Source organism: Vreelandella sp. GE22 (assembly GCF_968212445.1).
In genome coordinates this window covers 1822538-1834893 of record NZ_OZ309110.1, presented here as the reverse complement: position 1 = coordinate 1834893, position 12356 = coordinate 1822538, and the positions used below count along the sequence as shown (strand labels likewise).

At 58.4% G+C, this 12356-nt stretch carries 13 protein-coding genes and 1 tRNA gene; 5 read left to right on the top strand and 9 right to left on the bottom strand.

All coding sequences use genetic code 11. The features are described 5' to 3' along the window. Nucleotides 1-57 precede the first annotated feature (57 nt). From folE to ACWHRL_RS08765, 3 genes are all read right to left on the bottom strand, one after another. On the bottom strand, nucleotides 58-609 hold the full coding sequence (folE, locus tag ACWHRL_RS08775; protein ID WP_447528767.1) for a GTP cyclohydrolase I FolE: 552 nt from the start codon (nucleotides 607-609) through the stop codon (nucleotides 58-60). 307 nt (nucleotides 610-916) lie between these two features. Beyond that, nucleotides 917-1903 (bottom strand): serine/threonine protein kinase, encoded by a 987-nt coding sequence (locus tag ACWHRL_RS08770; protein WP_447896067.1) that lies wholly within the window; start codon nucleotides 1901-1903, stop codon nucleotides 917-919. Nucleotides 1904-1931: 28 nt separating this feature from the next. Next, a complete protein-coding gene (locus ACWHRL_RS08765) occupies nucleotides 1932-2456 on the bottom strand; it encodes a ComF family protein (protein WP_447896066.1) in 525 nt (174 codons plus the stop codon). A 279-nt stretch (nucleotides 2457-2735) separates the two neighbouring features. On the opposite strand from ACWHRL_RS08765, the gene ACWHRL_RS08760 reads away from it, so the two are divergent. The 5 genes from ACWHRL_RS08760 (at nucleotide 2736) to ACWHRL_RS08740 (ending at nucleotide 5707) form a co-directional block, all read left to right on the top strand. Continuing rightward, nucleotides 2736-2820 (top strand) — tRNA-Leu (locus ACWHRL_RS08760). Nucleotides 2821-2983: 163 nt separating this feature from the next. Continuing rightward, nucleotides 2984-4216 (top strand): tyrosine-type recombinase/integrase, encoded by a 1233-nt coding sequence (locus ACWHRL_RS08755; protein ID WP_447896065.1) that lies wholly within the window; start codon nucleotides 2984-2986, stop codon nucleotides 4214-4216. 231 nt (nucleotides 4217-4447) lie between these two features. Further along, nucleotides 4448-4984 (top strand): hypothetical protein, encoded by a 537-nt coding sequence (locus tag ACWHRL_RS08750; protein ID WP_447896064.1) that lies wholly within the window; start codon nucleotides 4448-4450, stop codon nucleotides 4982-4984. A 185-nt stretch (nucleotides 4985-5169) separates the two neighbouring features. Then, nucleotides 5170-5418: a hypothetical protein gene (locus ACWHRL_RS08745; RefSeq protein WP_447896063.1), complete on the top strand. Its 249-nt coding sequence runs from the start codon at nucleotides 5170-5172 to the stop codon at nucleotides 5416-5418. Between the two features lie 7 nt (nucleotides 5419-5425). Further along, nucleotides 5426-5707, top strand: coding sequence for a hypothetical protein (locus ACWHRL_RS08740; RefSeq protein ID WP_447896062.1), 282 nt, complete (start codon nucleotides 5426-5428; stop codon nucleotides 5705-5707). Here ACWHRL_RS08740 and ACWHRL_RS08735 read toward each other — a convergent pair. From ACWHRL_RS08735 to ACWHRL_RS08710, 6 genes are all read right to left on the bottom strand, one after another. Then, nucleotides 5704-5952: a hypothetical protein gene (locus ACWHRL_RS08735; RefSeq protein WP_447896061.1), complete on the bottom strand. Its 249-nt coding sequence runs from the start codon at nucleotides 5950-5952 to the stop codon at nucleotides 5704-5706. The genes ACWHRL_RS08740 and ACWHRL_RS08735 overlap by 4 nt on opposite strands. Nucleotides 5953-6024: 72 nt before the next feature. Further along, the gene (locus ACWHRL_RS08730; protein WP_447896060.1) at nucleotides 6025-7302 is read right to left on the bottom strand and encodes a phage tail fiber protein; all 1278 of its coding nucleotides are present in this window, start codon (nucleotides 7300-7302) and stop codon (nucleotides 6025-6027) included. Next, nucleotides 7302-7658 carry a hypothetical protein gene (locus tag ACWHRL_RS08725; RefSeq protein WP_447896059.1) on the bottom strand — a complete coding sequence of 119 codons (357 nt, stop codon included), beginning with the start codon at nucleotides 7656-7658 and terminating at the stop codon, nucleotides 7302-7304. Before ACWHRL_RS08725 ends, ACWHRL_RS08730 begins: the two co-directional genes overlap by 1 nt. Next, nucleotides 7645-7995 (bottom strand): hypothetical protein, encoded by a 351-nt coding sequence (locus tag ACWHRL_RS08720; protein WP_447896058.1) that lies wholly within the window; start codon nucleotides 7993-7995, stop codon nucleotides 7645-7647. Before ACWHRL_RS08720 ends, ACWHRL_RS08725 begins: the two co-directional genes overlap by 14 nt. Nucleotides 7996-8002: 7 nt before the next feature. Further along, on the bottom strand, nucleotides 8003-11944 hold the full coding sequence (locus ACWHRL_RS08715) for a phage tail tip fiber protein (protein ID WP_447896057.1): 3942 nt from the start codon (nucleotides 11942-11944) through the stop codon (nucleotides 8003-8005). Next, a complete protein-coding gene (locus ACWHRL_RS08710) occupies nucleotides 11937-12341 on the bottom strand; it encodes a DUF6950 family protein (protein ID WP_447896056.1) in 405 nt (134 codons plus the stop codon). Before ACWHRL_RS08710 ends, ACWHRL_RS08715 begins: the two co-directional genes overlap by 8 nt. Nucleotides 12342-12356: the final 15 nt, after the last annotated feature.

Here is a 12356-nt window from a genome sequence, read left to right as displayed (position 1 = left end):
AAGACGAATCTGCCCGTTTGACCAAATGTTTGCTTTCAGGTAGTGAAATTTCCTCGCTTAGTTCACCAGCGTCAAAAACTCCTGGCGCGTTGCCTGGCTACTTCTAAAGCGACCCAGCATCACCGAGGTGGTCATACTCGAGTTCTGCTTCTCGACCCCGCGCATCATCATGCAAAGATGGCGCGCCTCGATCACGACGCCCACGCCTTTCGCGCCGGTCACTTCCTGCACCGTTTCAGCGATTTCGCGGGTCAGGTTCTCCTGGATCTGCATACGCCGAGCGTACATATCGACGATACGCGCGAACTTTGAAAGCCCCAGCACCTTGCCATCAGGCAGGTAGGCAATATGGCACTTGCCGATAAACGGCAGCAGATGGTGTTCGCACATGGAGTAGAGTTCGATGTCCTTGACCAGCACCATCTCATCGGTTTGCGACTCGAACACCGCGTTGTTGACGATCTCATCGAGCGAGGTTTTATAGCCCGCGTTCAAAAACTGCATCGCCTTGGCGGCTCGGGTGGGCGTATCCCGAAGCCCTTCCCGGTCCGGGTCCTCGCCCAGGGCGGTAATAATGTCGCGATAGTTCTTTGCAATGTCATCGGTCATGACGAGCCTCATTCAACCTAACTGATGGGCGACACGGGCTTTAGAACACACCTGCGGGTTCATCGATAGCGCGGGGATGCGTGCCGCCCCATGGCAAACTGCTTTCAGGCGCTTTTACGCCATAAGCCGCCAGGCCCATGAACGTTTGAATCATTAAAAGCGAAAAGTTAAAAGCGATGGAGTGCGCGCATTTTACCCTACCCGGGGCTTGGGTGGCAGGGTAAAACCGACCAAAAACCGTGGTTAAACATCCACATCCCGACATTCAAACGCCACTGCCAACGCCCCGCGCTTTAACGAGCCTCTCTCATGCAAGCCAGCGCGGCTCGCTTAGTTGAAGCAGCTGCTGCTCCAGTTGGCGAATGTGCTGGTCCCAATAGCCGCTTTCGGCCACCCAGGGAAACGCACGGGGGAAAGCGGGATCCTCCCAGCGCGACACCAGCCACGCTGTGTAGCGAATCAAACGGTAGGCTCTTAGCGGCTCGATCACGCCAAGCTGCTCGCTGGGAAAGGGTCTAATCTGCTCGTAACCTTCGACCATTTCACTCAGCTGAGCTTGCCAGCTATCGGGCTCACCGGTGGGCAGCAGCATCCAAACATCTTGAATGGCGGGCGCCATCAGGCAATCGTCGAAATCGACCAGGTGAAAACGCTCGTCGCGGCCCAGAATATTGCCCAGATGGCAGTCGCCGTGGGTACGTATCAAGGGTGTTTTGGCGACGCCAAGCCGCGCCAAGGCCGCAAGCGTTTTATCGATTACCTGGCAGTAGGCTCTTTGCTGCTGCTCGCCTAACCGGCCGCTTGCCAGCACCCGCGCCTCGGCGTCCTTTATGTCTTTTTCGAAATGCAGTGTGTGGCGGTGCTCGAAGCTGCCCTTAACAGCCTGCTCGTGCAGCTGGCCCAATAGCTCCCCCAGCGCGAAAAGATGCTCGGGGTTATCGAGCTCCGGTGCCTGGCCCACACATTGGGGGAATAGTGCAAAGCGAAATGGCTGGTCGCCATGCACGTAGGTGTGTAGCGAGCGGCCCTGACCATCGCGCCACGGGGCGCTGACCGGTACGCGGGCGGTCTCTAACTCGGCAAGAAAGCCGTGCTCTTCTTCGATTGAAGCGTCGCTCCAGCGCCCGGGGCGGTAAAACTTCACCACCCAGCGTCTTTGGTCATCGTCCTGGAACATCAGCACGCGGTTTTCGTAGCTATTGAGCGCAAAGGGCTCGGCGGCCGGATAAATGCCAACGGATTCGGCGGCGGACATCACCGCATCCGGGGAAAGCGCGCTAAATGCGTGGGCCATACGCTGCTCCTGCAAAATGCCCATTCTATCAGTTACTTCCCAGAGGTGTGCGCGCCGGCGCCCAGAGATCGACCCGGCTCGCGCCGGCGCTTAACGCCCTGCGCGCCAGCTCGTGCCCGGTGGCCCCCGTTGTAACGACATCATCGATAACGGTTACGTGGGATGGAAGCCTTTGAGGAAGCTTGAAGGCACCTCTTAAATTGGCCGCGCGCTCCTTACGGTTGAGCGTGCGTTGCGAGGGTAGGTTTTTAATACACTCTCCGGTGAGCAAGGGCAGCTCCAAACGCTTGGCGAGCTGCTGGGCAAGCCAGTGTGCCTGGTTGAAGCCGCGCTCGCGCGCTTTAGCCGGGTGCATAGGCACGCCGATGAGCGCATCACCCACCGTCGCCGGTGGACGCGTTAGCATCAACTCCACCAACAGCATGCCCGCCCGGGGTGAGGCGTGGAACTTAAAATCGCGTACGAGCTCTTTAACGCTCTCCAGGTAGAGAAACTCGGCGGTGGTCGCGGCGAACGCCGGCGGTTCGACCAGACAGTGGCCGCAAAGCGCCATTTCAGCCCCGGTATAAGACGATGGCAGTGGCTCCTTGCACCGGGGACAGGCGCAGTTGTTATGCGCAAGCAGCGAATAGCATTCGTCACACCATCCTTCTACTCCGGCCTTTGGCGATAGACAGAAAGCGCAGTATCCCGGCAGCGCTTTTTTAAATGCCGCATTGGCTACCCTGCCCCACTTCATTAACCCCATGGCAATCTCACCCGTTCGGTAATAATTTCTTCTGGCACCTTATTGACTTAGCGCTAAATATTGATACTATACGCCTCGTCTTCTGCGGATGTGGTGGAATTGGTAGACACGCTAGATTTAGGTTCTAGTGCCGTAAGGTGTGGGAGTTCGAGTCTCCCCATCCGCACCAAATTCAATGCTTTAGAATGCTCAACACGCTCTAAAGCTATACAAACCAAGCCTTGTCACCTCCTTTCTTTGGTCTGGTTTCCCCTGCTTTACCCCCTATATCCATCGTTTTTCTGTATGCCCTCTTGTATGCTTAACTTCAGGCATACAACTAGCGACTCTGCATGAAACGTTCTCAGATAAAACGGCGACCTCTCGCCGATACCGTTCTCGCTTCACTTGAACCCGAAGAAAAAGCCTACCGTGAACTCGACGGTTCAGGCCTGTACTTGCGCGTAAAGCCCAACGGTTCGAAATCATGGGAGCTTCGCTACAAGCGACCCAATGGCAAATGGTCATGGAAAGGTTTGGGCGGCTTCCCCAGTATTTCCGGTAAGGCCGCCCGGCGAAGCGCAGAAGATCTACGGCGCCAGCTGGCCGATGGTATCGACATTGCCAACGTGGATGAGCAAGGCGATCTCCCCGTCTTCCGAGACTCTGCTGAACGCTGGTACCAGCGAAAAATCGATGTCGGTCGAGCTGAAGGGACTACGTCACAAATGCGGCGCTACCTCGACCTGGACGTACTGCCCCGCATCGGCAACAAGCCTTTGAGCAAAATCTCCCGAATTGAATGCGCGACCGTTCAGCGCGCTATTGAAGCGCGGGGGGCATACAACATTGCTGAGAAGGTACGTGTCTGGATGAACCAGATATTCAGTGAGGCGATCGCCGAAGGTCTCTGCGAGCTGAACCCCGCCAGCGAGCTGCACAGAATCGCCGCCATTGCCCCACCCTCCCAGCGCTACCCGCATCTGGTCGAGGCTGACCTGCCGGAGTTCTTGCGCGCGTTGAACCACTCGAAATCGCGCACCACTACCCTGACGGCTATCTGGACGATACTGCGTACCGCCTCAAGGCCGGGTATGGTTCGCTTCGCCGAGTGGCCGGAGATTTCCTTTGAAGATGGTCTTTGGCGCATTCCCGCGGAGAAGATGAAGGCACGGCGGGATCACATTGTCCCGCTACCTACTCAAACCCTGGAATCGCTGAAAGAGCTGCGCCTGCTAACCGGCCGGCAGCGGCTAGTCTTTCCAGGGCAAGGCCCTAAACAGTGCGTGCTGAGCGAGAATACGATCAACCTGGTGCTATCGAAAATTGGCTATAAGGGCAAGCTGGTGGGGCATGGTACGAGGCACACGGCGTCTACCCTGCTGCGCGAGCATGGTTGGCCCATGGAGCTCGTTGAGGCACAGCTCGCGCATAAAGAAGCGGGTGTGGCTGGGGTTTATAACCAGGCGCAGTACATCGAGAAGCGGCGCACGATGATGCAGTGGTACTCAGACTATCTGGACGCGCTCCAGGGTGGCATGACGGCGGAAGGTCTGGAGCAGTTCAAGGCGTTGGTGGATAGGTAAAGGCAAGGGATTATGAGTGCAAAGCAGCATCTACCACGGTCGCGCCTGCCATGCGGCTTCACGCCTAACAAGCGGCTTCATCGCCTTATTATGCTTACATTATCTATATTGGTTGCAGCCAGTCAGCAACCAAACCGCAACCATCCATTGAATTTCAGGAATAGCGTTTAGCCATACCAATGCCAGACTGATTGATTAGTTTACTAATACGAATATACATCAGGGGGCTATATGGAACGCTTCTTCACCTCGATTGAAAAATCGATAGCAGCACAAGACTGGTATGGTGCACTTTCTACTGCACTAACAATTCCCGACATTGCAGGAAAACTAGAAAAGCCAGAAGAGAAATCAGTAGGTATTAGGTACAAGCAATGGTACCGAAGCTGGTTGCAAGCGACATATACAGGCACCGGCCCTGCTGTTGGAGGCCATATCTTTTTAAGCGATGAAGATTGTTATGGCTTGAGGTGCAGCTATCTTCACGCCGGGGGCGGAGATCACGAGCGCAAGGCTAAACATAGCCTAGAAAGGTTTCATTTCATCCAACCACCCAAATGGGGCTCTGCTCACCTGAACCAACTGAACAATGTGCTTCAGCTACAAGTAGATATATTTTGCACAGACATGATTAAAGCTGGGCGCCGCTGGTTTGCGTGGGCACAAACAGATCGTCCAGAAATTATCGAGCGCATGGATGCTCTACTGGTAATTCATAATGCCGATAATGGAATTCCAGGGTTGATACACTTTGAGAGGAATGACTGAATCGGCGGATTTTGAATCCGCTGTGGCAATTTCAACGGCCGCGCTTGCACCGGGCCTTAGACGAATTATCAGTGTCTTACGCTTTCCACTGATTACATTATCTACACTGGTCGCACTCAGTCTGCGACCAAAACGCGACCAGGCTACGATTAGGCTATGCTAAGAAAAATAGTCAGGAGCCTGTCATGTCACGAATAATTGATGTCACTACCGCTGAAGGCGAAAGCGACTATGTCACGGTCGAGTTTAAAGAGATTGTGCATAAGCGCTTAGCCGGACCTCGAGGATCGGCTAAAGGCCAAGCCTTGTTTTTCCTGTCATCTGGCGAAGAGCTCGTTTTAGAGTCTGCCGAGCGGTTCTCTGAGCCCCACAGTGAAGACTCTTATTACGTCTCCGATGATGCCGACAAAGAGTGGCTTATCACTCTACAGTAGCCTCTCCATGAGCTATGAAACCATTCAGTGGCGCAAGGCCATGGAGCGCCGCGGCTGGCGGAAATTCGCCGGCACGCTGCCCCCGCGTATGATCGAGTACCACATCGTGCGTAATGGAAAGCTCTACAGCGGGCGGTGCGACGCACACAACCCCATCGGCAACGTGAGCGACCCCGGTAGCCAGGCGAACATTCTCCGGCGCCGGGATCTGAACGATGTCGGCGTGTGGCGGCTGGCCAAACGCCCAGGAGGGGAATCGGGCCAAACCGTCCGGGCCAGCCCGATCTAGTCGACCCGCTTCACTTGCTGATAATTCACCCGCCGCTCGACCCCGGTCTCGAGGTTTTTGACCAGCACCTGGGTGTGCGACAACCGCGGGTACTCCTGCACTTCAAACCGCCCCATAAATTCGGGGCCGGATTCCACCGCGACAATGGCGCCTGGCGGCAGCTCTTCCTGCAGCGCGGCGTCGAGTTTTTCGCGCGCGGCGCGGGCGGCGTCGTTGAGTTTATCGAGATTCGGGAATTGCGACATTGTGTTGCTCCTGATTTTTGGGCACAAAAAAACCGCTCGAGGCGGTGGTGGTGTTGGGCTGAGCCGGAGCGCTTAGATCTGCGCGGCTTCTCGAAATAGTTCGTCAACATCCTCTTGCGAGAGCCCCAGGGCGCTATACAGTGTGTTGACCCAGCTCGAAGCGCGCGCAATCTCTACTGCATATTCCCACTCAATTTCTACGGTCTCGCGCTCCTGATTGTCGTCAATGCCAGCGATAGCGTCGCTAACGCCCTTGAGCAGGCCATGCCGTGATAGCACTAGTCGAGCCTGTCGGGGCGTGATTGTCGCATTAGCGCGCCACCGCTCTAGCTGTTCCAGCCGCTCTTGTTCCTGCTCTTCCGGCGTCAGCTCCGGCGCGGGCTCCTCGTCCGGGTATTCGTCGCTGGGCGGCGCGGGCATTTTGAGACGCAGCGCGATGAATCGACCCTCCGGCACGTCCATCGGATCGCCGCCCACGTTCCAGCCCTGGGGGTCTTTTAACGGCTCATACGTGCGAATCGTGATCGTGCCGTCATCGGCTTGCTCGGACTCTGCGAATAGCATCGCATTACCGTTGGCGTCAGTCGGGATTGTGAATCCGCATGGCCATGAATCGTTTGTGTCAAAACCGAGTGAATCGCTGACAACGTAGACGCCGGCTTCGATACGCTCGCACGTTACGCCCGGTGCTTCGTTGTTGCGCATGCCTGAGCCTGCGGGCTCGAATCCGTCGCCCGCCGCGCTTTCTGTGTTAATCGCTACGCGAAAAATGGGGGAAGCGGCACGTAGATTGCCGTTTGAATCACGCGTTGTGTTGCCAGTCGTATAGGCTTTTTCCCAACCCCGGACATTCCCGCTTCTGCAAACACGCATCCAAAGCTCGTTTCTTGCCGTACTGAATCCAATCTGACCCCAAAAAGTTGCCCCCCAGCCGGCATGAATAAGAGAATCCCCCGATGAATGTACAGGGAAAACATTGGTGGATGCACCAGGAAGTAATGTGCAACCATTTACTACAATTTTGTTTGTGTCGTGGGTTCCATCGGAAGTCGTCTCTGTAATTTCTAACCCGTTAGAAATGCCCCACCCCGCAGCACCCTCTCTCATAATGCGCGCACCAGAACCCACTGTCCCACGATTAGCTACATTTTGAATCTGCAATCGACGCTGCATTTCACTGAGACTTCCCATCGGCGCACTGGACAAATCTGGCGCAAACGCCAACGCCCCCAGCTCCCCGCTGTTCGCAACATCGATGAGCTGCTCATACCGCCGCGCCAGGTCTTCGGCGGCGGCTTGCCAGCGGCCCATATCTTCCTGAAACTGCTCCCAATTCGCCGGTGTCGCCATCAGTCTGCCCTCAATGTGTTGTAGATCGCATGCATTTCCGCCGCGCTCGATGCGCCCCGCACTGCTGCTTTCGCTTTGAGTCGCTCGATCTCGATCGCGCGCCATTCGTTTTCGCGTTGCGCCTGCGCGGCCTTGACCTGCTCGCACAGCGCGGCTTTATCGACGCACAGCGCGTCGGCTTCGGCATTGAGCCAGGGGCCGCCGCCAGTATTCGCCTCTTGCGCTTTGCGCCCGTAGATCGCTTCTTGTGCCGGGTCGATACGCCGCTTTTCCGATGCCCACTCGTCAACGAGGCCCAGATAATGGGCCTCGGCAGCGTCGCGGGTTTTATAGGTTTTGGCATTAAGGGTCGCCAACGGTCACCTCCACGCCCACGTCTGTGTATTCGACGAGCCCGGAAAACGACAAAGCGTACGTGCCTGGCACGTCGTACTCGATCGTCAGCGGCGTTTCATCGGCTTGGGCGCTCTGCCCGTTGGTATCGACTAACAGCCCCGGCGGCAGGCCCGTTAGCGTGACCGAAAGTCCAGCGTGCTCGACCTCATATTCCAGCGGTTTCTTGAGCACGATGTCGTGACCGTCGAAATAGTGGGTGCGGTCATCGACCTCGTCCGCGCAGGGCACGATCTGCTGGGTCGTACGGTAGACCTGGAGAATGCCGCCCTGCTCGTCAATAAATGCATAGGTGTTCATTTATTTCCTACCTCTTAGTAGTGGTGGCCTGCAGGCTACGCCCATTAACAGTGCAATTTGCCGAGCTGGCCGTGCTGCCTGCTACTCGGCTGACGGCAACTTGCATTACGACCTGCCGATTTGACCAGTTAGACGGGATGTTCCCCATTAGTACGATCGGCGTGGCGCCTGAATATTGCCCTACCGACGGTGTTGACAAGACTGTGCCGTCCAACGTAATACCCGTTCCACTCGTTGCATCCCAGAGACGCGCGCGCACCGTTTGGCTCAACGTATCTGTGCCGATATTCCAACTCATCGTCACGTACGCGACACCCAAAATAGATACGGGGGAGCCCGTGTCGTTGCGGGTTACCAGTAGCGACTGAACGTTAACCCAGCCGTTAGCGGGTGCGATGACAACGCCTCCATTTGTCGTTGTCGATGCAACGGCGGTAACGGCTTCACCCTGGATAGTCAGGGTACCTACAGCAGCGTTGGCTATTTTCGCGCTATTGATCGCGGCGTTCGCGATTTTAGCGTTCGTGATTTCACCGTTCGCAATCTTCGCGGCGGTGATCGCCGCATTAGCGAGCTTGGCATTGTCGATAGAGCCGTTGACGATCTTCGCGTTGCTGATGGATGCGTCACGGATGAGCGCGTCGGGAATCACGACCCGGCCATCGCGAACAACGAACGCCGTCACAAGCTGGTTATTCACAGTGTTGAGAATCGCGAATTGATCCGCGATACCGATGATCTCCGAGTTACGCCCGTTGACCTGGATCCCCAGCACGCCTTGGCGGCCATTCGCATTGACGGTCGTAACCGCGCGCGCTACGGCGCCAGTGCGGGGGTCGTAGACGGCTGACACGTCCTGGTGAACACTCGCTATCTCGCCATCGACCTCTACCTCAAAACGGCTCAGGCGCCCTGCGGTAGCGCTTTGCGCACTCGAAACCGAGATCAACTGGTCATTGACGCTAGAGCGGTTGTTTTCAAAACGTGTATCGAGCTGGGTAAGGCTACTGGCGATGGATTCTTGCTCGCTGCTGAACGCGGTCAACTGTTGCCGGACGTCGGCTTTGTTGCCCTGATAATCAGTGCTTAGTTCTATGATACGAGTGGATAGCGAACTGGTTTCGTCCTGCCTCACGATGTTTTCCACATCCAGCGCGGCATTCCCGCTCGAGGTCCGCGCGCGCAGGGCGAGGTTTTGCACGGCCTGAGCCATTTCCGCCATCGCGATCGATTGCCGCGTTTCTTCGATAAGCCCTTCGCTATCCTCGAATTCTGAGCGCAGTGTCGTCAGCTGCTGCGTTAATGCCTGGCTGGCATCGGACAGCGACGTTATTCGCTCTTCAAACGATGAATTCGCATTGCCAAACTCGGTTTCCACGCGGGTAATCAGCTCGGCCAGCGCGCGATCTTCATCGACACGCACGTTGCGCTCAACGTCGATAGCCGCGGCACCCAGCGCCGCGCGGGCTTGCATCGCGGTGTTGATCGTCGCCTGCGCCAGCTGATTGAGCACGATAGTTTGGCGCGTCTCTTCGATCTGCGCGTTCATGCCGTTCAGATCGGATTCGAGGCTTTCGACGCTTTGAACAACCGATTCGGTTTGGGTGGCGAGCGCGGAAATACGCTGGTCGAACTCGGCAGTGGTTTCGCCGAGCTCGCTGCTCAGATTGTTGTACAGCTCGGTCAGCGCGTCCGTTTCTGTCGCGAGCGCGCTGATTTGCTGCGTGATCTGAGCAGTGGCGTCATCAAACTCGGTGCCCAGGTCCGTAACTCGCTGAGCGACGTTGTCGGCGGTATCCAGCGCGGCTTGTGCGCGCTCTAACGCCGACGCGGCTTGCGCCTGTGCGTCTTCGATGCCGCTTTCAAACCCTTGAGACGCGTCCAGCGCCGCGCGCGCTTCATCAAGTGCTGCGTTAGCGCTGTCGACCGCGGCGTCGATTTGGGCATTCGCCTCTGCGACGGTATCGCCCAGGTGGTCGATTTCATTTTCGAACTGATCAACGATGCCACCCGGCGCCCGCAGCTGCTCTTCGAGCCATTGCCACTCTTCGTCAAATTTCAGTGTTGTGACGGCTTCGACACGCAGAAACGGCGACGACCCATACGCGTTAACCGACTGCACGTAGTAGTAATAGGTCTGCTGCGGCGCGAGGCCGGTGTGCGTAAACGTCAGGCCCTCGCCCAGCAGATCGGACTGCGCCTGTGACGCGTTCGGGTTTTGGGTGAAATAGAACCGGTAATGACCGCCGTTGAGCGACGCGCCGGGGGCGATGAACGGAATCAGGGTGATCTCGCGGTTGCCGATCTCGAGCCGGACGCGCTCGGGCATGGGCGGCGCGCTGATCGAAAACGTGATGCTCGCTGGGCCAGACTGGCCTAGCCGGCCGCGCGCGCGGACCTCGGCGGTATAGTTGCCCGACACCAGGCCGCCGATTTCGCAGCGCTCGACGCCCGCCGGCACCTGCGCCGACTGCACGGCTTGGCCGTCGTGCTTGATGACGACGTTGTAGTGCAAGGCGGCGTCGACCGGGTTCCAAAGCAGTAGGCCCTGAACGACCTCGCCAACGGATTCGACGACGTAGCGCAGGCCGGTGGGAGAGCCGATGCCGCCGGTGGGCAGGCGGATGAAGTTCGTGACATCGAAGGGTTGGCCGACGGCGTCGTCGTAGATTTCGGGCTGTTCCGCGCGCAGCTTGACCTTGCAGCCGTTCTCGCCGCTGAAATCCCAATCGACCACGGCGAACTCGCCGCTGATATTGAGCGAGGGGAGCTCCACGCGCACCACGCGCCCGGGGCGGCAGGCGTAGCCGCGGAAGTTGAGCGGCAGCTCCAGGCGGCCGCCGGCGCGCTTGCGGCGCAGCTCGATGTTCGCCAGGCGCTGGGCGCGGTACGGGCTCGAGACGAAACGCAGGTTCAGCGAGTCCTCGATCTGCCCGCCGTCCTCCTCGACCCACTCCGCCACGCTCACCGCCGGGTAGTCGGTTTCGACCCAGCGCTGCTCGCGGCTAATGAACGTGCCGCGCATGGTGTTGACGGCGTCGGCGCGGCTGGTCTCGGTCTGGCCGGTGACGGCGCCGACGATCATGTCTTCGTCGATGGTGAACTCGGCGGGACCGTAGTAGGCGCCCACCTGCAAACCGATCTTGCCGCCCACTCGCAGCAGCGAGCCCGCACAGGCAGCCATTAAATCGGCCTGCACGCGGTCCTTGCGTTCGTCCGCGCGGAAGCCGCCGCTAATGGCGTAGCGGCGTTCGACGCTGCCGTTGGGGTTCGTGATTGGCTCGTCGCAGATGTTCGCCGCGTCGATGAACGTGTCCCAAAGGATCTCGTCGTCTGGCACGCGCAGGCGATTGCGCACATACCAGAGAATCACCAGGGCGGCGTTGTCGCTGTAGCCGCTGGCGTCGGTGCGCGGGTCGTATACATCGTTACGGGCGCGGTACTCGAACAGCACGTCCGGAATGCCGCTGGCGAAAAACTCGGGGTCGTACTTGAGCGTCATGCGCACATACGTCAGACCCCGGCCAATCATCGTGTCGCGCCAGTCCGGCGAGTGCTCGAGCATGTACGCGTTGGGCGCGGTCGGGCCGCTGACCAGTTCGTACTCGATCAGCTCGCCGGCGGTGGCCACCGGCTCCTGGTTGATATAGATCTCGTCGAGAGACTCGATAGCGCCCTCGGTGAGCACGTAAATCAGGTAGAGCTCTTCGCCTTCGTCCTGATCGCCGGGCTCTTCTTGCGCCCAGGCCAGAAGCGCACCGGTGCCGACGTGGCCGAACACGTAACGCGCGGGCTCTTTCGATGAGCGGATGACCTGCTTGAGCTCGCTGCCGGTCATACCGCTGCCGGCGGGGTTCGGCACCTTGGGCATCAGCAGCCCGAACACCTTCTGCGCGGGCTTGGTGACGGCGCTTACAACGCTGGATACCGCGCTAACCGCTTTAGACATTCTCGACTCTCCAGCAAATCAGCGGCTCGGCGCGTACGCGGTGTACGCCCTGTTCTGTGACGGCCCATATCGCGCTGGCCCACACCACGCCCACGCAGCGCCCGAACTCGGATTCGAACAGCACCAGGTCGCCGCGCTGTCGCATGGCCACCGGCACGCGCTTGAAACAGGCATCCCATACGCCCTCTAATGATCCGTGGGTATTGCGCAGCACGCGCTTGGCGCCCACCTCGGTGGTGTAGCGGCCCCGGTACGGCGCGGCGGGGTCGACGCCACACACCGCGATGCAGCAGTCGGCGGCGAACAGGCAGCAATCGAACTCGCCCCACGAAAAAGGCCGCCCGTAGGCGGCCTTGATGGCGGTGTGTAGCTGGGTGGTCCAGTCTCGATAACGCATGTAATCTACTCAGGA